Origin of the sequence: Ruegeria sp. HKCCD7296, assembly GCF_013110775.1 — a bacterium.
Lineage (GTDB): Bacteria > Pseudomonadota > Alphaproteobacteria > Rhodobacterales > Rhodobacteraceae > Ruegeria.
Map to the genome: position 1 here is coordinate 83,565 of NZ_WVRF01000002.1, position 22,973 is coordinate 106,537.

Here is a 22,973-nt window from a genome sequence, read left to right on the forward strand (position 1 = left end):
TTATCGAGTTTGTGCCGTTTAATGTCAGTTAGTAATATCCACAATTTCAAAGCTATCAATCTTTATTGGACTTTCGGGTGCATCACCCCACCCATAGACTTCGAAATTTACCTTTGCGGATGGGTCGATCAACACCTGCTTTCCCAGTGAACTCCATTGCACTCCATCTGGACTCGAAGCCCCCTCAAATTCTACATCGGTTTTGGTGAACTTCAAATACAGTGGCTCACCCAGAAGGCCATCATCTCGAATTGAAATTTCTTTGGCGTCCTCGTTGTCTAAAGTCTTGTTCGTAAACTGATAAAGGCTCTTATAATAGTCCACATATACACCCACCCGCACGTTGTTTGACGCGTCGCCAATGCGAATTTGCACACCTTGTTGTCTTTCAGATGGGGTGCCGGCTAGCCTGATCGTTACGACATAATTCTCCGGAAGAAGGCCATTGTACTCAATGACGTTTTTCTTGTCTTTATGCGCAACAAGAAGAAGAAACTCGTCCTGTGTAAGTGCCATTCTTTGCCGGTCAGGGTTCAAAACTCTGAACGCAGGGCTAAGCGTCTGCCCTTGGAAGTCATCAAAGAATTCGCGCTTTTCTTGTGCCATGCCCACCGGCGAAGACAAACAGATAAGTAGACTTAGCGTGGCAGTGGAAATAAACTGCGTTGTGGTCGTCATGGGTCACCTCCTATCGGCTGAATGCCGACTACGCTAGCTTCCGGTAGCCACTTCACACTCTTACCGAATTCAGCTGCGCAAATTGCGGATTCGTCACGTCTGACCTGCACTTTGCCGTCGGTGTGGTTCCGCACCGAAACCGGTAACCAAGCATCCCGTTCGGGCAGTTTAGCATAGAGGCTCGCACCAATGAAGATTTTTGGCTCTATCGTCACGTAGATCTGAGAAAGCGGGAGTGTTTTAAGATCATCAAAATCAAAAAGTACAAGTCCGCTGCCGCTGTCTCGTTCAATGAGTTCGCCTGGAAACAGACATCCTGACTCGTTCCACTCCGCAAGGATGAAACTGTTTTTAAGAACCGATGGCGTTAGGTCCTCTGGAACGGACGAACCTGGCGGTGTGTTGCGGGTCAAATCGGTGCCTACCGTTTCCGCGGAGAACGGGAGATGCAACAGAATCGCTGCTGTCAGTATCGCCGGTCCAAATAGCTTTAGTTTTCGGCGTTGGTCATTTTCAAATTGTGGGATCTTTACAATGCCGAAGTCACGGCCATGAAACCAAGGCGCCAGCGTAAGGATCAAGCCGAATACGAGCAACACATAGCCAAAGCCGTCCGGCAGATTTGCCCTCTCCAAAATACTCATCTGTCTGGCTCTTTACTATGGATTCTTTGCGAAAGTATATTTGAAGATGACGACGAGGGAACCCAGCTTGAAAAGGCTCTGTTTTGTGTAGTGTTAGCTGAAGCGCGATGTTTGTATCTCTTTCTGCGAAGATAGTTTGAGAGAGCCGCATATCGATCAGATCGCCACTCTGAGTGCAGAACAGGCGCTTGCCGCGAAGCAGCGGGCTACCGTTAGATGAATGCCCGCTCTGGGCTCTAAGCCGTCATAAGACGGTTTCTATCGGATGACAGGTTCTCATGCTGAGCGGTCATTACTCGGTAGATTCCTTCAACTGCGCTGTCGTGATTCAAGGGCGACAGGAGGATTATCCATATCGCATCTGTTCTCGCCCGATCACGAGGGTCTTAACCGCATCAATATCATTTTCCCGAAACTAAGCGGCGTTGCTGGGCTCCACAACCTCAAGGTTCTCAGCGGTACCATCCATTTCACCAGCAACGGCCTGCGATGCAGGGCGCACTAGCCAATTAGTTACTTTCGTTGCTGGGATTGACAGGCACTGCGTTGCCTGCGCCCATCATGCGCTGAACGAGGCGGTCGAGCGGGCTGACCTCTTCTGCATCGACCTTGCCTGCGAACATGCCGTAGTGCTTGGCGATGTTCTCAAGCGCCTTGGCACGGTCCTGCATCTTGATTTCGACACCCTGCTTGGTTTCCTTCACGCCATCGAACAGGAGGCGCGCAGCGGGGCTGAGCTTGCGGGTATCGGCCATGCGGGTGATTTCGGTCCCCATGCCGGAACACTCGGGACAGGCTGGGTTTGGCGGATCTGTGTGGCGATAACCGTAGCCGCCTGCGTCGTCAGGGATGCGCGGGTCCACGATTGCGCCTGACATGGCAACGTCGCGCTCTTTCTCGTCGTGGAACATCGAGAAGATCACTTCGGCCTTACGCTCGGTGAACTCCCGTTCTGTTTTCCACTGGTACTGATGCTCGATGCCGTAGCAGTAGCGGCAGGGCGCGATGATGTGCTGAGTTAGCTCGTTGGGGTCTGCGAGGGCGATTTGCGTCCAGAGGTTCACAATGCCCTCTGCATCCAGCATGGCCTTGCTCTCGACCTGTTTGCGGCCCTCTGCGATAGCGCGGGCAACCTTAGCATTACTTAGCAATTTGGATGCGGTGACTTCCGCTGATCCTTCTGCATATCCGGCGCTGATTGCAGCCTTTTTCCCGTTCGGATCAGCAAGGTAGGCAAGCACAAAGGCCCGCTGGCGCGGGTTCAGGTCGAATTGATCGAGCCAGGTTGTGTCTGCCAAGGCTGGATTGTCGGTTGTGCTGCTCATTCCGGGGGGCGGTGCCTCTTGCGCCTCAAGATCGACCGCAGGATAGGCGCAAACTCTGCGTTAAGCAACAAAATGTAAACGCAAAAACCCTACTACCACCACCAATGTATTTGTTTACTTGTTACTTTAGTGGCTCCTGCTTGGCTCCTGTTGTGGCTCTTACTTGGCTCCGCATGTAAATATTATTTATTTTAAACAGGTAGTTATTTGGCTCTTACTTGGCTCCTGCGCTGGCTCCGACCCTCACATCATGAAAATTGTAAACGTGTTCACTTTGTTGTTGCATAGTGCAACATGTATACTTTACAAATGAGGCCAAGGAGTACACGCATGGAAAAGGTCATTGATCGAGAAAATGTCGAGCCCTGAGATTGCGATCCACCTATGCAGCAAAGAGTGGAAATGGCACTCATCAAACGGATCATCCCCAAAAATGTTCATCGAGCCTGCAGCTCTCAACCGGTACTACGCAACCACCCACAATGCCCAATTGGCAGGCTCAAAGGCAAATCCGGTTCACTGCACACCAAACCCGATAGAAACCGCTAATACGGGCTCCACAATGACCCCAAAGATCGATCATGAAAATACGCATTAAAGAAATCCGGCAAGCCAAAGGGCTTACTCAGGACGAACTTGCAGTGAAGGTTGATTTATCTCGATCTTATTTGGCGCAATTGGAAAAGGGGAAACGTCCACTCACCACCAAGAAGCAGGCCATTATTGCCGCAGCCCTTGATGTGGAGCCAACTGAGCTTGTAGATTTCAGCGCACCCGACAAAGACGAAGAGGTGCTTCTTCTCGAGGCGTTCCGTGCCCTTTCCCCCGAACAGCGAAAAGCTTGGCTCGAATGGGCGAAAGTAGCTAAGGGATCCGCCCTGGATAAAGAGTAAACGTTCTACACACCATGCCAATCGGATCAACCGATCTTGTGCACAGAAAAAAACGGCAAATCGTATAGTCACCGGGGCACGGGCTGCAAGATGGTGAAGGTCGAAGATCTGGAAAAGCTGAACGAAGGAAGGGCCGCATAATCGGCAGGTATTAAAACCCAGATGTGGGGCAGAATGTGGGGCAAATTCGGTTGCCCCATTTTTTTATTGTTACTTTATCGAAGCTTAGCTGTGTTTTATGGAGCGGGTAGCGGGAATCGAACCCGCGCGTTCAGCTTGGGAAGCTGACAGGCTACCATTACATCATACCCGCCGCGCCTTTTGAGATATCACCAGTAATGACAGAGGTTCAAGCCGGCGCGAGACAGATCAGGCGAAATTATCACTCAGTCCGGGCGCGCAGGCTGTCGATCAACGATTGGTCTACGTCCAGCGCTTCTCCGGCAGCTTCCAACGTCCGTTTGTCCAAGTGCTGAGGGTTCAGGTCAACGCCGTCAGAAAACGCTTCAACAATGGCTTGCATCGCCTTGATACGAGCGTGTTTCTTGTTGTTCGCAGGTATGACGTGCCATGGGGCCAACTCGGTCGAGGTGCGCGCCAGCATTTCGTCAACGGCAACCTCAGCAACATCCCACTTTTCGCGATTTCGAAAGTCTTCGTACGTCAGCTTCCAGCGTTTCAAAGGGTTTGTCAGCCGCTCGGTAAAGCGACGCATCTGTTCTTCTTGTGAGATGTGAAAGAACAGCTTCACGATCCGCGTGCCGTCATCGACGAGCATGCGTTCAAAATCATTAATTTCCTGATACGCCGCGCGCCACCGTTCTTCCGGCGTCAGCTTTTCGATCCGCTCGACCAGAACCCGACCATACCAACTGCGGTCAAAAGCCGAGATTGCGCCCGCAGGCGGTAAACGTTCCCAAAACCGTAAAAGATAGTGACGGTTGAGGTAATAGTTTCGCGGGGCACCGATGGGCCAAACCTTGAAACTTCGCGGGTCCAGCGCTTGGCTGATGCGGCGGATGGTTCCCCCTTTTCCTGCAGCATCCCACCCTTCAAAGACCAAAACGCCCTTGAGGCCATGAAAAAGATAAGCTTGTTGAATTCTGGCAAGCTTGGCTTGTAAATCGATCAGTTGATCAAAATAATCCTTCTTGTTTAGACGCTTAGTCAGGTCTGCATCCGAAAGTTTCGGGGGATGATGTTTACTCATGGTGCCACCTGATCTTTGTGCGAATGATCTGGCTATTGTGAAACCTTCTGCGCAATCGACATTGATCAGAGTCAAAAAGGCCGGGCACTGGGCCCGGCCTTTGGTGTCAAATTAGATCCGATCAGGCGCGGCGGCGACGGCCACCACCGCGACGGCCACCGGCGGCACCGGCTTCGTCAGGCGTTTTGTTGAACCGGATCCACTCGCCGCCATGCGGGTCGTTGTTGGTCAGCAGGTTGGCGGCCCGAATGGCCTCCATCTCTTTGCCAGCGCGCGGCTTGGTCGATCCCAAACCGAACATCTGTACAAATGCTTCGTCATCCATGCCTTCAGGCAGAATGATGCCAGCTGCGGCCACAGCTTCTTTCTTCTCGACGATCTTTTTCTGTGTCACCGGCAACGCGACCGGGTTCATGATGGCCGAGGTCATGCCAGCTCCCATTGCCATCGGCAGGAAGGCGTTGTTGATGCCGTGACGGTTTGGCAGACCAAACGAGATGTTCGAGGCACCGCAGGTGGTGTTCACGCCCAGCTCTTCGCGCAGACGACGGACCAGAGCAAACACCTGTTGACCGGCAGTCGCCATAGCTCCAATCGGCATGACCAGTGGGTCTACCACGATGTCATGTGCCGGGATGCCGAAGTCAGCAGCACGCTCAACGATTTTTTTGGCAACGTCAAAGCGTACATCGGGGTCTTCCGAGATACCGGTGTCATCGTTCGAGATCGCCACAACCGGTACGTTGTACTTTTTGACCAGCGGCAGAACCAGTTCCAGCCGCTCTTCTTCACCAGTGACCGAGTTCAGCAGCGGACGACCCTCAGCCGCCTCAAGACCGGCCTCCAAGGCACCCGGAACCGACGAGTCGATGCACAGCGGCACTTCGACCAGACCCTGCACCAGTTCAACGATCTTGCGCATCAGCGGCGGCTCGGTCTCGTTCGGGTTGGGGTTCGAGTTGTAGACAACGCCTGCGTTGATATCCAGAACGGTTGCGCCCGCCATCACCTGCGCCAGCGCGTCTTTCTCAACGGTCGAGAAATCGCCCGCTTCCAGTTCGGCCGCCAGCTTTTTGCGGCCGGTCGGGTTGATCCGCTCACCGATCACACAGAACGGTTCGTCAAAGCCCAGAACGGCGGTTTTTGTTTTTGATTCTAAGACTGTACGGGTCATGTCCGTTCCTTAGGAGTTTACAGGCTTTGCCGAAGCGCCGCCGTTATTGATCGCCCAGTTGGCATTGGTTTTGATTCCACCCAGCGGGAAGAAATGCACGTTGGTGATGTTGAAATCCGGGTTGGCCGCTTTGTGCTCGGCCAGTTCCGTAATCACGTCAGTCGGCTCATAAGGAAGCAGCAACTTGGACACGTCCATAGCGCGTTTCTGTAGAACCTTCAGCGACGGGCCAACGCCACACGCGATGGCAAACTTAATCAGCGTTTGCAGCTTTGCCGGACCCGCGATGCCGATATGGATCGGCAGATCGATACCCGCCCCTTTCAGGCTGTCAGCCCATGCGATAATCGGCTTAGCGTCAAAGGCAAACTGGGTTGCCAGCGCCATTTCGGCATCGGTGGTTTCGTTGAACTTCTGCTTCCAGCGCAGAGCATCGTCCACGTTCTTGGTCGAGCCATCGGGGTCGATGTCCTTGTTGCCTTCCGGGTGACCGGCCACGTGCAGGCGCTTGAAGCCAGCCTTGTCGAACAGGCCGGTTTCCAACAATTGCATCGAGCTGTCGAAGTCGCCATGCGGGTTGGCAACGCCACCGGCCAGCAGCAACGCCTGATCAACGCCCGCTTCGCCCTGGTACATGGAAATCCAGTTTTCCAGCGTCGCCGCGTCTTTGATGATCCGCGCCGGGAAGTGCGGCATCACCTGATAGCCGTCGGCCGCGATGCGCTTGGCGTTCTTGACCATGTCCTCAATCGGGGTGCCCTCGATATGAGCGATATAGACGCGTGTGCCTTCAGGCAGCAAAGCGCGGAAATCGTCGACCTTTTCAGCGGTACGCGGCATCACCTCGATCGAATAGCCCTGCAAAAAGGCTTCGACGGTTGGGTTCACAGGGCCGGTTTCGACCGCATCACGTTTTTTGAAGTTCAGCAAAGCCATTTCGGCCTCCCTTAAAATCTGGGCTTACGCCCAACCGTCATTGGCGATCAGCGCTTTGACGCGGTCCTGATCGTATTCTGTTTCCAGACGCACCGCCTCGGTCTCGGCAATCTCGGCGGGATCGCCATCTACTGCAAAGGGTGCGGCTTTGCGCCATTCGGCCAGGTAGGCATCACTGTCCTTGGCGTTCACCTTCATGGCAGCCCGGTCGATGGCTTGCTCGAACCGTTCTTCCAACTGCCGCTTTGCGCCACGACGGCCTTTGCCGACGATGACCTGAGCGGGAATGTCGCGCCAATACACGATTGTGACGTCAGGCATTGCTGTGATTCCTCCTAACCCGATGGGCCGGTTCTAAACTTCAAACTTAGCTTTGGTCGGTCGGTTTTCGACACACGGCGCTTTTCCAGCGACCTTTTTGCTAAAGCTAGCCAAGGGCGCTTTTACACAAACAAACGGCAGACGCGCATATCATAATTCTCAACGTCACTATGAAAGCGCTGCATAAAACGCAAAAACCCTGGACGGAGTTATCCGTCCAGGGCGGTATTTCAAAGGTCAGTGCGGTTTAGCCGACCAAACCACCATCTTCGCGAGTCACCGCGATGATCGCCGAACGCGGAACTGCATCACCGCCTTCGGGCCAGTGGCTGTTGCCATCCTCACCCGGGTGCTGAATGCCCACGAACATGGTACGGCGATCCGGTGACCAGCTGAGGCCGGTGATCTCACACTCATTCGGGCCGACAAGGAAACGGCGGATTTCACCGGTGACCGGGTCACCTGCCAGCATCTGGTTGTTGCCCTGACCGGCAAAGTCGCCTTCATTGCCATAGTTGCCGTCGGTCTGGATCCACAGCAGGCCATTGCTGTCGAATTTCAGACCGTCGGGCGAGTTGAACATGTTGTCGGCATTAACGTTGTCAGACCCTCCGTAGGCATCCTGATGCACATTGGGGTTGCCCGCCAGCACATACAGATCCCAAGCAAAGCCCGAGGCGGTATGATCACCACCTTCAGGACGCCAGCGCACGATCTGGCCGTAGTTGTTGGCCTCACGCGGGTTCGGACCGTTGACCGAAGTGTCATCACCACCGGCATTCGGCTTGACGCCCCGGTTCTTGTTGTTGGTCAGACAGCAGTAAACCTCGGCCACGTTCGGGTTTGCAGCAACCCACTCCGGGCGATCCATGGTGGTCGCGCCTACGGCAGAACCGGCCTGACGAGTGTGGATGCTGATTTCAGCTTGCGAAGCCAAACCGGTCGTCTCGGGCGTCAGATCCAGCCATTCGCCCGTACCGTCGTCATTGAACTTGGCAACAGACAAGGTGCCGTTTTCCAACAAGGCATTGGTGTCAACTCCAGCGGCGTAAACGCCATCCGAAACAAAGCGATACAGGAACTCGCCACGTTCATCGTCGCCCATGTACACAACAACACGACCGTCATTGTTCACCACCGACTCGGCGTTTTCATGCTTGAATCGGCCCAGAGCGGTCAGCTTGCGCGGAGTCGAATTTGGGTCAGTTGGGTCGATTTCGACCACATAACCGGCGCGGTTCGGTTCGTTGGGGTTTTTCGAGACGTCGAACCGATCATCGATCTTGGCCCAGCCATAGCCCCAGTCCTTGGACGAGACGCCATAGCGTTTGAGCTCCGCACTAACCTCGTGGTTTTCATCTTCTGCCGAAAAGTAGCCGTTAAAGTTTTCTTCACAGGCCAGGTAGGTGCCCCACGGCGTCATGCCATTGCCGCAGTTGTTCCAGGTCCCTTTCGAGGTGGTGCCTGTCGGGTCCGCAGCGGTTTTCATCAAGTCATGAGCAGCCGCAGGGCCGGTGATCGTCATATCGGTCTGCGGTGTAATACGACGGTTGTACGGGCTGTCTTTGACGATGCCCCATGTACCGTCCGTGTTGGCAATCTCGACCACAGTCACGCCGTGCGCCATCATACCCTTGGCCACATCGTCGTCCGAGGCCGCCTTGGCATCAGGGTTGTTGCCCCAAAGGATGTCACGGTTGGTATATTCGTTGTTTACGACCAGCAGCACGTGGCCATCGTGGAAGAACACGTCCTGACCGTCAGTGTTGTCGCCAAATGCACGCTCTTGGCTGGCAGCGGTGCCACGGGTCGCGTGATCGAACTCGGGCGCGTCAGACCACAGCGGGTCGCCCCAACGCACCATAACCTCGGCTTTGTAGCCTGCAGGAACAACAACATCGTCTGCAGTGGAAACCGGAATCGCTTCAAACGAGAACCGGTCGGCTGCCGCGCGTGCGCCCGTAGGAATCAGTGCACCGCCAACAGCCGTAAAACTTCCCATGGCAAGAACGCCGCCCAGAAAACCGCGACGCGACAATGCGCGTTCGACAACACGATCAAATTCGCATTCTTCAGGGCGTGGATTTACGACTTCATCGAATTCGTCAAAGGAAAGGGGACGCTCATCATTCATGGCAGACTCCGTATCTGGCTGTAAGCTAGTAAAGAATCCCAAAATCGGGATCGGGCACTCAAATCGCATTTCAGTATGAACGACATGTGACACTGACGTTAATTTCAAAATTGAAATCACTTGCACGTCGGCAATCCCCCGCCTAGGGTCAAGTTAACTCGAAAATCGGAGGGCGTGACGAATGGCGCCCAAGCGTCCCAAAGGTGCGGGCGCGTTCCCGAAGGCGGTCGAAAGCCCCGCGCCGGCAAGACCCGATCCGGATGCCCTTTATGCAGCACTGGATCTGGGGACAAATAGTTGCCGCATGTTGATAGCCCAACCCAAGGGGAGCGGGTTCCATGTGGTCGACAGCTTCTCCAAATCCGTGCAGTTGGGCGCGGGTCTGGAACGCACCGGACGGCTGTCGCGGGCGTCGATGGCTCGCACCGTACAAGCATTGAGAATCTGCCAGCAAAAGCTGAAACGCAACAAGGTCAATCGAATGCGTTTGATCGCAACCGAAGCCTGCCGTCGCGCTAAGAACTCGCGCGACTTCATCCGGCAGGTGAAGCGGGAAACCGGGTTGACGCTTGAGATCATCCAACCCGAAGAAGAAGCACGCCTGGCGGTGATTTCCTGTGCTCCGTTGGTCTCGACCAAGACTGAACAATTGTTGGTCGTGGACATTGGTGGTGGCTCGACCGAGCTTGTTTGGATCGACATTTCGTCCGTCCCACGCCGTGATCGTCCGGCGGCGATTATGCGGCTTCACAATGGTTTTCATACAGCCGACAGCCCTTTTCCAGCGGCGAAAGTCGTGGATTGGATCAGCGTTCCCTTGGGTGTCGCCACCCTACGAGATCAATTCAACGACGTTGAAGACGACGCGGCCCGTTTCGCACTGATGAGTTGGTTTTTTGAAGAAAACCTTGCTGACTTCGCACCCTACAAAGACGAACAGACACGTGAGGGGTTTCAGATCGTCGGCACCAGCGGCACTGTGACGACCGTCGCAGCCTCGCACCTTGGGCTCAAGCGGTATGACCGGACTAAAGTGGACGGTCTGCGCATGACCAGCGATCAGATTGACAAAGTTATCCGCGGGTATTTAGAACTCGGCCCTCACGGGCGACGCCGGGACCCCAGAATTGGAGATGACCGGCAAGCTCTGATCATGTCCGGCTCGGCCATTTTGCAGGCTTTACTTAGATGCTGGCCCACCGACCGCCTTTCCGTGGCGGATCGTGGGCTGCGTGAAGGTCTGCTCTATGCGCAGATGAGCGCGGACGGGGTATTGGAAGACGGACCGTTTTGATGGCGAAGACACCGAGTGGAAAAAACACCTCAGGCCGCGGCCAGCGCGACCTGAAGGTCAAAGTCAAAACCGCGCGCGGGCGCAAGCTCAGCTCGACCCGGTGGCTTGAGCGGCAATTGAACGATCCGTATGTGAAACGTGCACAGGCCGAAGGGTATCGCGGTCGCGCTGCATTTAAGATACTGGAACTGGACGATAAATTCAGGTTTCTCGTACCGGGAGCGCGGGTCGTAGATTTGGGCTGTGCGCCCGGAGGCTGGCTGCAAGTCGCGGTTAAACGCGTAAACGCGCTGGGCGAGAAAAGCGGTAAACGGATCGGCACAGTTTTGGGCGTAGACTTGCAAGAGGTCGAACCCGTTGCTGGTGCAACCGCCCATGTTCTGGACTTCATGGAAGACGACGCCGACGTAAAGGTCAAAGAGTGGCTGGGTGGCAAGGCCGATGTTGTGATGTCAGACATGGCCGCCGCGTCTTCGGGTCACAAACAGACGGACCATTTGCGCATTATGGCCTTGTGCGAAACGGCGGCTTACTTTGCGTTTGATGTGTTGGAAGACGGCGGCACCTTCGTAGCCAAGGTTCTGGCCGGAGGCGCCGAGGGCGATTTGCAAAAGCTGTTGAAGCAGAAATTCCAGAAAGTCGCCAACGTGAAACCGCCTGCTTCACGCTCGGACAGTTCCGAAAAATTTGTTGTAGCAACAGGGTTTCGCGGCGGAGATTAATCCTCTAGACGAATGCGTTCTTCGGTCAGGCACTGAACGCGGAAAGAGGCGTTTGCCATACCCTGCAACATTAACGCTTCACCATGTGACACGTATACCGGTGCCCGCCCGCGCAGCTCTTCTATGCGTTGGGCAAGTGTAACCGAGTTGACACCCGCAGTTGGTCGCTTTTTCGCATTTTTAGACATGTTTCACCTCTGAACAGCACATTCATCCCGTCCGTAGCGTGAAATTTTGCCGTGAAAATGGAGCAATTCGGGCGGGGATGTGCCGGCTCAGGGACCAAGCTGTTGCGACAATTGTTGAAGGTTCGGGTCGTTGGGCAACAGCTCTAGCGCCTCACGCAGAACAGCGCGCGCGGCGCCGGAACCGCGGTTGATATGCGCTAGTTGCACCAACATGGGCCACGCCTCGCCCCTTTGCGGATCCAAAGTTACGACTTCGCGAAAGGCCTGTTCGGCGGCAGGCGCATTGCGCAGTGTCAAAGCCATGCCCCCCAGAACAAGGTGGGTTTCCGGGAAATCCAATCGGTTCGCAATCGCCTGCTGCCATTCTGACATGCCCTGCCCGGCCAGCGATTGTTGCCGAGGTGTAAGTGCTTGCGGTGGTATCGTCAGAAACTCTTTCGCAGCAGCAATACGTACATTGCGCAGAGGGTCCGACAACAAAGGCTCCAATCTCTGAACCTGCTCAACCGGGTTGGCCTGACGCTGCAGGGCGGCTGCGTTGGCGCGGATAAGGGGGTCGTCGTCTTGCAGCAATGACGCAGTCGCCGTGGCCAAGTCCGGGGAAGCGAAGGGTTGCAGCAAGTAGGCCGCTGTCGCCCGCACGATTCCGGCATTGGAGGGGTCCATCGCAACGGCCAGCAAACCTTCGGGCGTGTCCAATCCGCCTTCAGCCGCGGCATTGAAAACTGTCCCAAAATGCGGGCCACGATGAGTGTCATCCGGGAACCACCCTTCGATCAGTTTGGCCGCCCAGTCCTGATCCCGATCTTCATGACAATCGGTGCAGGCATCTACGCCAAGCCCCAGATCAGGCCGTGGGATGCGGAAGCTGTGATCGCGTCGCCCATCGACGCCCATATAGACCCTTTCGATCATATGGCAGCTTTTGCACTGTGCACCGTCACTGTTTTCAGGATGATTATGATGTGCAGGCGTATCATATTCCTTTGCTGTAAGCGTCGGAAAGTCCGGGTTCCCTGCCGGGGAATGACACTGTGTGCAAACACCGTTTCCTTCCGCCTTCAGTTTTGCGCTGTGGGGTTCATGACAGTTCATACAACCGACGCCTTGCGCGTACATCTTGGATTGCAGGAACGAGCCGTAAACATACACCTCATCCAATATCTGCCCGTCCGGGTGGTACGATCCGGGTCTCAACAGCGCTAGATTATAGGCGTCGTGAAAGGGTGTGCCGGGCAAAGGGTTTCCATCGCCATGCGCTTCACGCCGGGAATGGCACCCAGCACATTGCTGAATTTCTGCCTCGGTCTGGCCTTTGCCCCAGCTGATCAAAAAACCAGAAGGTCCAAGATTTTCGGAAGCGCCCTGCCCCTTCACCCAATTGATGTGGGCTGAGCCGGGACCGTGACAGGCCTCGCACCCGACGCCGATTTCAACTTGTTGCGACGAATAGGATTTTGTTTCCGCGGAATAGTTCTTTTCAAATCCCGTGGCGTGGCACTCGGCGCAGCGGCTGTTCCAATTCTTGTAAGGGCCCGTCCAATGCAACCCGTCATCGGGCGGCAAATCCTGATCAGGATACAGATGATACCATTGCTTGCGCTCGGTATCCCAAACCACGTCAAAGCTCTGTAGACGCCCAGCTTCGGTTTCGAACAGGTATTGCTGCAACGGTTCGATCCCGACGACAGAATGCACGTCATAGCCTTTTGTTACGCCGTCCTTTTCGGTGACACGGGCCGAATATCTGCCAGCATCTTCCGCGAACGCGACTGTCATCCCATCAAGGTCAAATCGCGTACCGTCAAAATCTGCAACCAGCGCGCCGTGTTCTACATCTGTCCAGGCCAGCGCGTGGTGCGAACTTGCCCAGGCTGCGGCTTCTGCTTGATGGCAGTCAGCACATTGTTCCGAACCAACATAGTTTTGAGCCTGTGCCTCGCTTGCCAGCATCAGGCAAATTGAAAGAGCTACACGCCTCATGTCACGGCCCCATCTGCTGCGTTTTTCAGATCCATCAACGCACCATTGAATTCAGCACCAAGGATCAGCAACGCCGAGCAAAGATACAAAAAGATCAACGCGGCCATGGCACCCGCCAGCCCGGCATATGTGGCGCTATAGGTGGCGAACTGGCTGATATAGATCGAAAACGCCCATCCTCCGGCAGCCCACAAGGTCAGCGTCAGGATCACACCGGGTAGGATTTGCGTCAGTCTGTGCCGACGGGTCGGCAGTATGAGATGCGCCAAAAGGACCGTGCCCGCAGGAACGCCCACGGTAAAAGTCCAGCGCAGGCGATCGACCGATAGCCACTGCGTCACTGCCACATCAGTATGTGCAGCCACCAAGTTGGTATAGACTGGCAGTATCACCTCCACGGCGGCGATGACCAGAATTGCTGCACCCCCTAGGATAACCAGCACCAGACACAACAGCCGGGTTTTCCAAAACGGCCAGCTGTCCTGATCTTGGTAGGCTTTATTCATGGCGGCGCGCACTGCTGCCACGCCGTTCGAGGCAAAGTAGATTGCCAGAAGACCACCCAAAGTAATAACACCCGTGCCCGACCCGGCCAGAACCGCGCGCAGCTCGGCCACAATTGGGTCAGCGACGTCTTTGGGCCAGGCACCAAAAAGCAGGTCGATCAATTCATCGGTCACATAACCCTGCGAAAGCGAACCAGCGAGTGCAACTGTAAACAGTACAAACGGAAACAACGCCATCATCAGCGACATGGCGACATGACTGCTCATGACGGCTCCGTTCTTGTTGCCAAAGCGGCGGAGCGCCAACCACAGGGCCTGAACAGGACGGCCAAACAGAGGATTCGCAGAATTGGTCATCCTGCAACCCTAACCTGCCGAAATAAAACACAGAACCCGTCATCGGTATCAAATTGACAAAAGCAGTCAGGCGCGAGCGGGAACGCATTGCATCCGAACAGCGCCGCGTGCAGGATTGTGTGGTTAATGACCGAAACGGCCCAATCAGCGTCGAACATGCAGGAAGGTAAATGACCCCGGATCATAATGACACCAATGTTCGACCCAGGCTACGTCTGTCTGTTGTCCGCGACACATGCATCATTGCAACGCTGATTGTTGTGGGTCTCTACGCGGGCGCGGCTTTTCTGATCCCGCTGGCCATGGCGTTGCTGATCAACGTCCTGATCCTTGCGCTCAGCGATCGGGTGTCGGCCCTGACCCGCGCACCCGTTTGGGTGGCCAATATTGCCGGTGTCACTGTGGTCTTGGCCGGTTTGTTCATGATTATGTACGTGCTTGGAAGTCAGGCAACACAATTTGCGCGGTCGATCAGCACATATGAGAACCAGTTCGACGGCGCGGTTGAACGCATCACCGGGCTGGTGGGCAATGACGTAACCCGATTCATTCGGGACAATCTGGTCAATATCGACATGAATTTCGTCGGTCGCCTGCTTTTGGGCAGCGCCACGTCACTGTTGAACCAGTTCTTTCTCATCAGCCTCTATGTCGCCTTCCTGATGGCCGAGCGTCTGGCCTTTCGCAAAAAGATACAACTGGCCGCAGGTGACCCAAAAACCGGTGCTGAGTTTTCAACCATGCTGGACGCAATCTCGATCAGTCTTCAGCGCTATGTTGGCGTCAAAACCCTGATCAGCCTGATTACCGCAGGCATCAGCTATAGCGTGTTCCGGGCCCTGGGTCTGGAATATGCAGAAACCTGGGCTGTCCTGACCTTTGCCTTGAACTTCATACCTTCCATCGGGTCGATCATCGCGGTGTTCTTTCCTGCTATGATCGCACTGGTTCAGTTCGAGACCATCGGTCCGTTTCTGGTCATCGTCTTGGGTTGTGGGACATTGCAATTCCTGATCGGCAATTTTCTGGATCCCGCCATGCTGGGCCGTTCGCTGAACATGTCGACATTTCTGGTTATTCTGGCCCTGACCTTCTGGACAACCGTTTGGGGTCTGATCGGCGCTTTCCTGAGCGTGCCGATGACAGTGTGTATTTTGATCGTCTTCAGCCATATTCCAGCGCTGCGCCCGGTTGCTATTATGATGTCTCTGGACGGCAGATTGGGCGAAGATGATCAACAGGTCCCTGCCCGCTAAGCCATGCAGAGCCCAATTTTCATTGGATCAGAAATTTATCGTAACTCGACTTACGGATCGAAGCACCCGTTGGCCATTCCAAGAGTTTCAACCGTCATTGACCTCTGCCGCGCGTTGGGCTGGTTGACGCCCGAAAACTATCGTGTCAGCCCCTGCGCCAAACCCAGCGCGTTAGAGACATTTCATACCCCGGACTACATCGCCGCATTACAAAAGGCGGAACAGGATCAATACGTCTCGGATGAAACTCGTGAACGCTATGCGCTGGGCACATTGTCGAACCCCGTATTTCCCGAAATGTACCGACGCCCAGCCACAGCGGCTGGCGGTTCTATGCTTGCAGCGGAACTCATCCGAGATGGCGGTATCGTTTTCAACCCGGCCGGTGGCACGCATCACGGGCTGGCTGATCGGGCCAACGGGTTTTGTTATCTCAACGATCCGGTGCTGGCGATCCGGACGCTGCTGAATTCTGGTCTCGACCGCGTGGTTTATATCGACATTGATGCCCATCATTGTGACGGGGTCGAAGCTGCGTTTCATGGTTCAACAAACCTGCGTATGATTTCCATGCACGAAGCGCGGCGATGGCCTTTTACCGGTACACTAGACGATGACGCAGGCGGGGCCGCTTTCAACCTTCCGGTTGCCCGAGGCCTGAACGACGATGAATTCAGCGCGATCATGGACGAATTGATCCTTCCTGCCACGGCAGCCTTCAAGCCGCAGGCCATCGTCCTGCAATGCGGTGCGGATGCCGTGACCGAGGATCCTCTGTCGCGTTTGACCTTGTCCAGCTCTTCGCACTGGAACGCGGTCGCCGCGCTGAAGGAGCTCGCACCCCGATTTCTGGTGTTGGGCGGCGGTGGTTACAATCCGTGGTCCGTCGGGCGGTTGTGGACCGGAGTGTGGGCGACGCTGAACGGGTTCTATATTCCCGATAGACTAGACACGGACACCCAAACCATTCTGCGCGCGTTGACCTGGAACCGGTCGGCAGGCCGGAACCCACCCCCACACTGGTTGGACACGCTGCGGGACGCTCCTAATTTCGGGCCGATCCAAGAAGAACTGAAACAGGACTTGCGCCGATTAACCGCGCGGATTTCTCGGTAGATCGTCCGAAGGAACACTGCTAACTTACCGGCGTCACGACAGTTTTTCTGCTCTCAGCCCTTTTCTGAACAACCACGCTGCTAACGCCGAATGTGGACGCCAATTGGACCAGCCAAATGAATGCACTTAATCAGATAAATGATCTCAAGGCCCGCATGGGGCAATCCATCATCGGACAAACAGACGTAATCGACCGCTTGTTGATCGGGATATTGGCCAACGGCAATTTGCTGATCGAAGGACTGCCCGGTTTGGCCAAAACCCGCGCGGTAAAGGCGATGGCCCGCAATCTGGACGCAAGTTTCAGCCGCATCCAGTTCACGCCCGACCTTTTGCCCTCGGACGTCACAGGCACCGAGGTCTTTCAGCAAACCGACGATGGCGGAACCTTCCGGTTCGAGCCTGGCCCGATCTTTGCCAATATCGTTCTTGCGGACGAGATCAACCGCGCACCCGCCAAGGTTCAGGCAGCACTGCTTGAGGCAATGGAAGAACGGCAGGTAACTGTCTCAGGCACCACACATAAAATGGAACCGTTGTTCATCGTTATGGCAACGCAGAACCCGATCGAACAAGAGGGTACCTACCCCTTGCCCGAGGCGCAAATGGACCGTTTCCTGATGCATGTCCAGATCACTTACCCCCCAGTCGAAGACGAAGTAGAAGTAATCCGACTAGTGCGCGGAGAAGAGATTGCGGCGGGCCAAAGCGGGGCCAAGGATGCGCCGCCGACGATCCCTCAGGACGCCGTATTTGCCGCACGCGCCGAGATCGGGCAGATCCACGTTTCAGACGCGATGGACCGTTACATGGCCGATCTGGTGCAAGCCACACGGACCCCCGGTGCGCTGAGCGAGGAACTGGCCAGTTGGATAGACATCGGAGCTAGCCCGCGCGCTTCGCTGGCACTGGACAAGTGCGGACGCGCCTATGCCTGGATGAACCAGCGTGATTATGTAGACCCAGCCGACGTACGCGCCATCGCCCATGACGTATTCCGACATCGCATCACCCTAAGCTTCGAGGCGCAAGGCGGCGCGAAATCCGCCGACGATGTAATCTCGGAAGTCCTGCAGCTTGTTGCGCTGCCCTGATAGCTAAGGAACGCCGCGTGTCACAGACCGCCGCATATCGCGACGACCCGCGCATCCATGTGGATGCGAACCACCTTCTAAGGTTGGGGCCAAAGTCGCGCGCGATCAGCCTTTTGCCGCGTCAACCCGCCCGTTCTATTCTCAACGGACGGCACGCCTCGCGCCTGCGCGGGCGCGGTTTGAACTTTGAAGAGTTACGCAACTATCTGCCCGGCGACGACATCCGCACCATCGATTGGAAAGTCACGGCTCGCACAGGAAAACCCCACGTTAGGGTCTATACCGAGGAACGCGATCGCCCGGCCCTTTTGCTGGTCGACCAGCGTGTTTCGATGTTTTTTGGCACGCAAGTTTATATGAAGTCGGTCATCGCGGCTGAGGCTGCAGCAATTTCCGCCCACAGTGTGCTAGGCCAAGGCGACCGGGTCGGAGGGCTCGTCTTTGGCGACACTGATCTGGCGGAACATCGCCCGCAACGGCGGCCTGCCGCGCTGATGCGTTTTTTGGCATCCGTGGGTGCGCTGAACAGTAGTCTGCGCGCCTCGCAGAGCGCCTACGCGACCGTGACTTTGAACGCCGTGCTGAAACAGGCCGCCCAGATTACGCATACCAACACACTGATCTGCGTCTTTTCGGATTTCGATGGGCTGGATGACAGCTCCGAGATATTGATACGTGAACTTTCCGCGTCAAATGATCTGATTTTGTTCAATATTTCAGACCCAAGCTCTCGTGAATTGGTTCCCAACCTTAGGCTGACTGTATCGGACGGAGATAAGCAGATCGAACTGGACAGCGCGGACACGGGTTTGTCGGACCGCATCCGTCAAGCGATGGAAGATCGGTTGGCACAGTTGCAAACTTGGTCGCGCCGCTATGGCTTTCCCATCGTGCCTTTGACAACCGCGCAACCAACTCTCGACCAGTTGCTCATGCTGTTTGGTCATACCGGAGGCCGCAGATGAGTGTTGACGTCGAAGGCAAATCACTGGTGGATCTGCTTGACATGCTTGAACCCGCTCCGGCACCGGGCCCGGTTTCCATGGTGCCGCAGACTTGGGGATGGGTCGTTCTTGGCGTCCTTGTTGCAGGGCTGATCGCTTTCGGTGCTCATGCGTATCTTCGCCATCGACGGATGAATGCCTATCGGCGCGAGGCGCTGACTGAACTGGCGGTGGCGAAAGACAATCCCGCAAAGATCGCCGAGATCCTGCGCCGCGCAGCACTTGTTGCCTTTCCACGTAGCCGGGTTGCTGCCCTGCATGGAGACGAGTGGATCAGTTTTCTGACGCAAATCTCTGACCATACACATTTTTCTGATGTAGAGGCTCGCGTACTTACTGCAGCACCCTACACGACCATACCCGCCAGTCCCGAACTGACGAAGCTGGCACAGCAATGGATCAGGTCCCACAAACGCGAAAGGAGTACGTAATGTTCTCCTTTGCCGCGCCTTGGGTTTTCGTCCTGCTGCCGCTTCCCGCGTTGGTGTACTGGCTTGCCCCGCCTCACCGCGAGAAAAGCAGCTCGATCCGCATTCCTTTTTTCCGCCATGTTGCAAAGGCTGCTGGCGTCGAGCCCCGGCCAGGGTCTGTCATCCCGCGCCGTGCAGTCTTCCAGACTGTGACCGTCGTTGTGATCTGGTGCCTTCTGATCATCGCAATGGCCCGGCCGGAAGAACTGGGAGAGCCGATCGTGATTGAAAAGTCTGCCCGAGACGTGGTTCTGGCCTTGGATATCTCGGGTTCAATGAACCAGAAGGATTTCACCTCGTCCGACGGTGTGCCGACCCAACGCCTTGCTACGGTTAAGGATGTTTTGCGCCAGTTCATTGCGGAACGACAAGGCGATCGGATGGCCCTGATCATCTTTGGCACCCGCGCCTTTGTGCAAGCCCCGTTTACAGAAGACCTCAATAGTTTGAATGGCTTTCTGGGCCAAACTCAAGTAGGTATGGCCGGTCCGAACACAGCCCTTGGGGATGCCATCGGACTGGGTATCCGCACGTTTGAATCCAGCGAGGTTGACCAACGTCTGATGATCGTCTTGAGCGACGGCGCTGACACCTCAAGCCGCATGACGCCAGTCAATGCGGCGGCTATCGCGGCGGAAAAAGGCGTTGTCATCTATACGGTCGGCGTAGGCGACCCAGACGCGTCGGGCGAGGATCGGGTCGACCTGGATGCGCTAAAGGATATCGCAGACAGAACAGGTGGAGCGTATTTCTTTGCCAATGATCAGGAAGCGCTGGCCGAAACATACGCCCGGATTGATGAGCTCAACCCAAGAATTGTGGAAACGCAAAGCTACCGACCACGTGAAAGCCTTGCGCACTATCCACTTGGGCTGGTCGTATTTTTGATGCTGATGACACTGGCCTTCCAACACGTTGCCCAACGGCGCAGAGGTGCAGCATGATTGGCGTTTTTGCAGATTTCCATTTTATTCGAGTGGCTTGGCTCCTGCTCCTCATACCGATTGCAGCACTGTGGTGGTTGATCCGCCCCACGCCAAAAACCCGTGCTCAAGCAATGTCCGGTATTGCACCGCACCTTGCCGCTGCGCTTGAGTTGGGGGCTGACAATGCGAGACGCCTCTATCCAATTGACGTTGCGATGATTGCGGCGATTTTGGTCACACTGGCTGCTGCGGGGCCAACATGGTCACGGGCACCCAACCCGCTGGTTGCGAACGCCGCTCCATTGGTGATCGCCCTGAAGGTGACCGACAGCATGGAAGAACCAGACTTGGCCCCGTCCCGTCTGGATCGCGCCAAGTTTAAAGTCACCGATCTGATCAATGCGCGCGTGGGTGCCCGAACTGCCTTGATCGCATATGCCGGTACCCCGCATCGCGTCGCACCTTTGACCGAAGACGCCAATATCCTGCGCCCGCTGCTAGAGGGCCTCACCCCCACCATTATGCCTAAACAGGGGGATGCAGCCGCTAATGCGCTGACGCTGGCCGAGACGGTTCTGAACGATAGCGAAACGCCCGGCGCTGTCCTTTTCGTGTTGGACGACCTCGACCCCTCACAACTGTCGGGTTTCGAGACCGCCACCATGCCAGTGTTCTTTCTGACCATGCTGCCAAATGGTCACAGCATCGCGCAACTCGACGGCTTGAAAGGGACAACTGTGGTTCCGTTCTCAAGCGATGATCGGGATATCAATCGCTTACAGCGTCACATTCAATCAGCATACACAGCCTCACTGGATGATGAAGACCGCCTAGACTGGCAAGACAAAGGATGGTTGCTGGCCTGGCCAACCGCCTTTCTGTCATTGCTTTGGTTTCGCAGAGGTTGGGTGATCCGGTTGATACTGCTCACCTTCTGCATTTGGTCCCCGTCTGGCCCGGCTTATGCCGATGGCTGGCGGGATTGGTTCTTGACCCCGGACCAACAGGGCCAAATCGCGATGAACCAAAAGCGCTATGCTGAAGCGGCCGAGTTGTTTCAGGACCCGTATCAGGAAGGCTATGCACGCCTAAAGGCCGGGCAATATCCCGAAGCTGCTGCGATCTTTGCCGAGCTGGATACGCCCGAAGCCGCGTTTTCCGAAGGTATGGCGCGCATACGAAACCGCGAGTATCGTCCAGCCATCGCGTCCTTTGAAACCGCATTGGAACGCCGGCCGGATTGGCCAGAAGCGCAGCATAACCTCGAGGTCTCGAAAGCGATCCTCGACTATGTTGAAACCACGCGCGAACAGTCTGATACAGGTGAAGAAGCCGGGATCGGGGCTGATGACACGGTCTTTGACAACGACGCCGGGCGTGGTGAACAGACGACAATTCAGGCTCCGACAGACGGATCGCAGGCCATGTCCGCTGACCAGTGGATCAGCACAATTGATACCGACATGCAGGATTTTCTTCGCAACCGGTTCCTGTTGGAAAATCAGGAGCAGCAGCAATGAGATACCTCGCTCTTCTCATGCTTCTAATTCCGACTGAACTGTTCGCCCAGACCGGCGTCCAGCCACAGGTGACCGCCGAAACACCTACGGAACCCGTTATCGTTGGGCAACCCGCAATTGTGCGCATCAAGGTGCTAGTGCCAACATTCATGCCCTCGCCTCCGGTGTTCCCATCGCTTGAGCAAGAGAACCTGCTGGTGCGCCTGCCGGAACGTGCTTCGGGACCAGTGAGTGAAACCGTCGAAGGCGAAACTTGGTCCGGCGTTCAACGCAGTTATCGCCTCTATCCTCTGAGCGCAGAAGAAATTGCGTTTGGTGCGCAGGACGTCGTGGTCACCTTTGCCGACCCCGAAACAAATGCGCCGGTTCAGGTCAGCGTGCCCTTGCCGGACTTGACCCTAAACGCCGTGGTCCCAGAGGGCGCACGCGACCTGGATCCGCTTATCATCGCAACCGGTCTTACGGTAGATCAGCAGATCGACGGGGACAAAAATATGGAGAATGGTGGATCAATCACGCGCCGCCTGACCGCCAAGATCTCTGGAACAACGCCTTTTCTGGTGCCCGAATTGATCCCGGACAGCCCGCAATCGCTGCTGCGAGCCTATCCCAAAGAGCCACGCTTTACTGAAAATGAAGACAGGGGTGTTCTATCCGGGCAGCGTGTGGATGAGGTCGTTTACCTGGCTCAGGAAGGCGGTCAGACGCAGCTGCCTCCGGTCTCGATCCGCTGGTACAATCTGGACAGCGACCAGGTCGAAACTATCGACATTGCCCCGGTCGACTTGACACTGGCCCGACCGAAATGGAAGCCGCCAGACACAGAAACCACTATTAGGTTCGTCGTATGGTTGGTGGCTTTTGCGCTGTTCTTATGGCTTACTATCCGTTTCCTGCGCCCGCGGATCGATCGCTGGCGCCAGCTTCGTCGGGATGCGTTCCTGGCTTCGCCCGACTATGCGTTGGGTGAACTCAAGAAATCACTGCAAAATCGTGATATTGCAGCGACTTACACAGCTTTGGAAATGTGGAAGTCCCGCAGCGATATGGCCAGTCAAACCACCAGTTTGGACCAACACCTCGCCCAGATTGGAGCCGCCAGATACTCGGCGCACCCCGACACCAAGACCGAGGATTGGGCCGCGGCGTTGTCGGCGCTCGCGTCATTGAAGCAATCCGTGCAATCGCCAACGAACCCGTTACCGCCGCTCAACCCCTGAGC

Annotated in this window: 22 protein-coding genes and 1 tRNA gene; 11 read left to right on the forward strand and 12 right to left on the reverse strand. The window is 55.8% G+C overall.

The genetic code is table 11. From position 1 onward, the window contains the following. Nucleotides 1–24 precede the first annotated feature (24 nt). The 3 genes from GS632_RS03130 to GS632_RS03140 all read right to left on the reverse strand — a co-directional run bounded on the left by GS632_RS03130 (nt 25) and on the right by GS632_RS03140 (nt 2,647). Entirely contained in the window at nt 25–678 is a 654-nt protein-coding gene (locus tag GS632_RS03130; protein WP_171619431.1) for a hypothetical protein, read from the reverse strand. Next, entirely contained in the window at nt 675–1,322 is a 648-nt protein-coding gene (locus GS632_RS03135) for a hypothetical protein (protein ID WP_171619433.1), read from the reverse strand. Before GS632_RS03135 ends, GS632_RS03130 begins: the two co-directional genes overlap by 4 nt. Before the next feature lie 509 nt (nt 1,323–1,831). Beyond that, nucleotides 1,832–2,647: a terminase small subunit gene (locus GS632_RS03140; RefSeq protein WP_171239122.1), complete on the reverse strand. Its 816-nt coding sequence runs from the start codon at nt 2,645–2,647 to the stop codon at nt 1,832–1,834. A gap of 581 nt (nt 2,648–3,228) precedes the next feature. Between GS632_RS03140 and GS632_RS03145 the strand changes: the two genes are divergently transcribed. After that, entirely contained in the window at nt 3,229–3,540 is a 312-nt protein-coding gene (locus GS632_RS03145; protein ID WP_171239121.1) for a helix-turn-helix domain-containing protein, read from the forward strand. Nucleotides 3,541–3,779: 239 nt separating this feature from the next. Here the strand turns inward: GS632_RS03145 and GS632_RS03150 are convergent. The 6 genes from GS632_RS03150 to GS632_RS03175 all read right to left on the reverse strand — a co-directional run bounded on the left by GS632_RS03150 (nt 3,780) and on the right by GS632_RS03175 (nt 9,315). Further along, nucleotides 3,780–3,853, reverse strand: a tRNA-Gly gene (locus GS632_RS03150). A 69-nt stretch (nt 3,854–3,922) separates the two neighbouring features. Continuing rightward, complete coding sequence (locus GS632_RS03155; RefSeq protein WP_171237550.1) at nt 3,923–4,750, reverse strand: polyphosphate kinase 2 family protein; 828 nt, start codon at nt 4,748–4,750, stop codon at nt 3,923–3,925. 121 nt (nt 4,751–4,871) lie between these two features. Beyond that, a complete protein-coding gene (locus GS632_RS03160) occupies nt 4,872–5,924 on the reverse strand; it encodes a methyltetrahydrofolate cobalamin methyltransferase (RefSeq protein WP_171721404.1) in 1,053 nt (350 codons plus the stop codon). A 9-nt stretch (nt 5,925–5,933) separates the two neighbouring features. Next, on the reverse strand, nt 5,934–6,860 hold the full coding sequence (locus GS632_RS03165; RefSeq protein ID WP_171721403.1) for a methylenetetrahydrofolate reductase: 927 nt from the start codon (nt 6,858–6,860) through the stop codon (nt 5,934–5,936). A 24-nt stretch (nt 6,861–6,884) separates the two neighbouring features. After that, entirely contained in the window at nt 6,885–7,181 is a 297-nt protein-coding gene (locus GS632_RS03170) for a virulence factor (RefSeq protein WP_171174126.1), read from the reverse strand. A 247-nt stretch (nt 7,182–7,428) separates the two neighbouring features. Then, nucleotides 7,429–9,315: a PhoX family phosphatase gene (locus GS632_RS03175; protein WP_171237547.1), complete on the reverse strand. Its 1,887-nt coding sequence runs from the start codon at nt 9,313–9,315 to the stop codon at nt 7,429–7,431. Nucleotides 9,316–9,496: 181 nt separating this feature from the next. On the opposite strand from GS632_RS03175, the gene GS632_RS03180 reads away from it, so the two are divergent. Continuing rightward, nucleotides 9,497–10,609: a Ppx/GppA phosphatase family protein gene (locus GS632_RS03180; RefSeq protein ID WP_171174130.1), complete on the forward strand. Its 1,113-nt coding sequence runs from the start codon at nt 9,497–9,499 to the stop codon at nt 10,607–10,609. Then, nucleotides 10,609–11,331, forward strand: a complete 723-nt coding sequence (locus GS632_RS03185; RefSeq protein ID WP_171174132.1) for an RlmE family RNA methyltransferase — start codon at nt 10,609–10,611, stop codon at nt 11,329–11,331. The genes GS632_RS03180 and GS632_RS03185 overlap by 1 nt, the downstream gene beginning before the upstream one ends. Here GS632_RS03185 and GS632_RS03190 read toward each other — a convergent pair. The 3 genes from GS632_RS03190 to GS632_RS03200 form a co-directional block, all read right to left on the reverse strand. Further along, nucleotides 11,328–11,519 (reverse strand): hypothetical protein, encoded by a 192-nt coding sequence (locus GS632_RS03190; RefSeq protein ID WP_171174134.1) that lies wholly within the window; start codon nt 11,517–11,519, stop codon nt 11,328–11,330. The genes GS632_RS03185 and GS632_RS03190 overlap by 4 nt on opposite strands. Before the next feature lie 87 nt (nt 11,520–11,606). Next, nucleotides 11,607–13,502 carry a cytochrome c3 family protein gene (locus tag GS632_RS03195; RefSeq protein ID WP_171721402.1) on the reverse strand — a complete coding sequence of 632 codons (1,896 nt, stop codon included), beginning with the start codon at nt 13,500–13,502 and terminating at the stop codon, nt 11,607–11,609. Further along, entirely contained in the window at nt 13,499–14,365 is an 867-nt protein-coding gene (locus GS632_RS03200; protein ID WP_171721401.1) for a YihY/virulence factor BrkB family protein, read from the reverse strand. The genes GS632_RS03195 and GS632_RS03200 overlap by 4 nt, the downstream gene beginning before the upstream one ends. A 170-nt stretch (nt 14,366–14,535) precedes the next feature. On the opposite strand from GS632_RS03200, the gene GS632_RS03205 reads away from it, so the two are divergent. From GS632_RS03205 to GS632_RS03240, 8 genes are all read left to right on the forward strand, one after another. Beyond that, complete coding sequence (locus GS632_RS03205) at nt 14,536–15,621, forward strand: AI-2E family transporter (protein WP_171174139.1); 1,086 nt, start codon at nt 14,536–14,538, stop codon at nt 15,619–15,621. Nucleotides 15,622–15,624: 3 nt separating this feature from the next. Continuing rightward, nucleotides 15,625–16,737, forward strand: coding sequence for an acetoin utilization protein AcuC (locus GS632_RS03210; RefSeq protein ID WP_171721400.1), 1,113 nt, complete (start codon nt 15,625–15,627; stop codon nt 16,735–16,737). A 116-nt stretch (nt 16,738–16,853) separates the two neighbouring features. After that, the gene (locus tag GS632_RS03215) at nt 16,854–17,831 is read left to right on the forward strand and encodes a MoxR family ATPase (RefSeq protein WP_171721399.1); all 978 of its coding nucleotides are present in this window, start codon (nt 16,854–16,856) and stop codon (nt 17,829–17,831) included. 17 nt (nt 17,832–17,848) lie between these two features. Continuing rightward, nucleotides 17,849–18,796: a DUF58 domain-containing protein gene (locus GS632_RS03220; protein ID WP_171237544.1), complete on the forward strand. Its 948-nt coding sequence runs from the start codon at nt 17,849–17,851 to the stop codon at nt 18,794–18,796. After that, nucleotides 18,793–19,266, forward strand: coding sequence for a DUF4381 domain-containing protein (locus GS632_RS03225; RefSeq protein ID WP_171721398.1), 474 nt, complete (start codon nt 18,793–18,795; stop codon nt 19,264–19,266). The genes GS632_RS03220 and GS632_RS03225 overlap by 4 nt, the downstream gene beginning before the upstream one ends. Next, nucleotides 19,266–20,249 (forward strand): VWA domain-containing protein, encoded by a 984-nt coding sequence (locus GS632_RS03230; protein WP_171721397.1) that lies wholly within the window; start codon nt 19,266–19,268, stop codon nt 20,247–20,249. Before GS632_RS03225 ends, GS632_RS03230 begins: the two co-directional genes overlap by 1 nt. Then, entirely contained in the window at nt 20,246–21,751 is a 1,506-nt protein-coding gene (locus GS632_RS03235) for a VWA domain-containing protein (protein WP_171237542.1), read from the forward strand. The genes GS632_RS03230 and GS632_RS03235 overlap by 4 nt, the downstream gene beginning before the upstream one ends. Beyond that, on the forward strand, nt 21,748–22,971 hold the full coding sequence (locus GS632_RS03240) for a BatD family protein (protein ID WP_171721396.1): 1,224 nt from the start codon (nt 21,748–21,750) through the stop codon (nt 22,969–22,971). The genes GS632_RS03235 and GS632_RS03240 overlap by 4 nt, the downstream gene beginning before the upstream one ends. The last annotated feature ends 2 nt before the right edge of the window (nt 22,972–22,973 follow it).

Excerpts from the sequence above, each read along its gene's own strand:
- GS632_RS03130 (WP_171619431.1), bottom strand. The coding sequence starts at position 678 with ATGACGACCACAACGCAGTTTATTTCCACTGCCACGCTAAGTCTACTT.
- GS632_RS03135 (WP_171619433.1), bottom strand. The coding sequence starts at position 1,322 with ATGAGTATTTTGGAGAGGGCAAATCTGCCGGACGGCTTTGGCTATGTG.
- GS632_RS03140 (WP_171239122.1), bottom strand. The coding sequence starts at position 2,647 with ATGAGCAGCACAACCGACAATCCAGCCTTGGCAGACACAACCTGGCTC.
- GS632_RS03145 (WP_171239121.1), top strand. The coding sequence starts at position 3,229 with ATGAAAATACGCATTAAAGAAATCCGGCAAGCCAAAGGGCTTACTCAG.
- GS632_RS03155 (WP_171237550.1), bottom strand. The coding sequence starts at position 4,750 with ATGAGTAAACATCATCCCCCGAAACTTTCGGATGCAGACCTGACTAAG.
- GS632_RS03160 (WP_171721404.1), bottom strand. The coding sequence starts at position 5,924 with ATGACCCGTACAGTCTTAGAATCAAAAACAAAAACCGCCGTTCTGGGC.
- GS632_RS03165 (WP_171721403.1), bottom strand. The coding sequence starts at position 6,860 with ATGGCTTTGCTGAACTTCAAAAAACGTGATGCGGTCGAAACCGGCCCT.
- GS632_RS03170 (WP_171174126.1), bottom strand. The coding sequence starts at position 7,181 with ATGCCTGACGTCACAATCGTGTATTGGCGCGACATTCCCGCTCAGGTC.
- GS632_RS03175 (WP_171237547.1), bottom strand. The coding sequence starts at position 9,315 with ATGAATGATGAGCGTCCCCTTTCCTTTGACGAATTCGATGAAGTCGTA.
- GS632_RS03180 (WP_171174130.1), top strand. The coding sequence starts at position 9,497 with ATGGCGCCCAAGCGTCCCAAAGGTGCGGGCGCGTTCCCGAAGGCGGTC.
- GS632_RS03185 (WP_171174132.1), top strand. The coding sequence starts at position 10,609 with ATGGCGAAGACACCGAGTGGAAAAAACACCTCAGGCCGCGGCCAGCGC.
- GS632_RS03190 (WP_171174134.1), bottom strand. The coding sequence starts at position 11,519 with ATGTCTAAAAATGCGAAAAAGCGACCAACTGCGGGTGTCAACTCGGTT.
- GS632_RS03195 (WP_171721402.1), bottom strand. The coding sequence starts at position 13,502 with ATGAGGCGTGTAGCTCTTTCAATTTGCCTGATGCTGGCAAGCGAGGCA.
- GS632_RS03200 (WP_171721401.1), bottom strand. The coding sequence starts at position 14,365 with ATGACCAATTCTGCGAATCCTCTGTTTGGCCGTCCTGTTCAGGCCCTG.
- GS632_RS03205 (WP_171174139.1), top strand. The coding sequence starts at position 14,536 with ATGACCCCGGATCATAATGACACCAATGTTCGACCCAGGCTACGTCTG.
- GS632_RS03210 (WP_171721400.1), top strand. The coding sequence starts at position 15,625 with ATGCAGAGCCCAATTTTCATTGGATCAGAAATTTATCGTAACTCGACT.
- GS632_RS03215 (WP_171721399.1), top strand. The coding sequence starts at position 16,854 with ATGAATGCACTTAATCAGATAAATGATCTCAAGGCCCGCATGGGGCAA.
- GS632_RS03225 (WP_171721398.1), top strand. The coding sequence starts at position 18,793 with ATGAGTGTTGACGTCGAAGGCAAATCACTGGTGGATCTGCTTGACATG.
- GS632_RS03230 (WP_171721397.1), top strand. The coding sequence starts at position 19,266 with ATGTTCTCCTTTGCCGCGCCTTGGGTTTTCGTCCTGCTGCCGCTTCCC.
- GS632_RS03235 (WP_171237542.1), top strand. The coding sequence starts at position 20,246 with ATGATTGGCGTTTTTGCAGATTTCCATTTTATTCGAGTGGCTTGGCTC.
- GS632_RS03240 (WP_171721396.1), top strand. The coding sequence starts at position 21,748 with ATGAGATACCTCGCTCTTCTCATGCTTCTAATTCCGACTGAACTGTTC.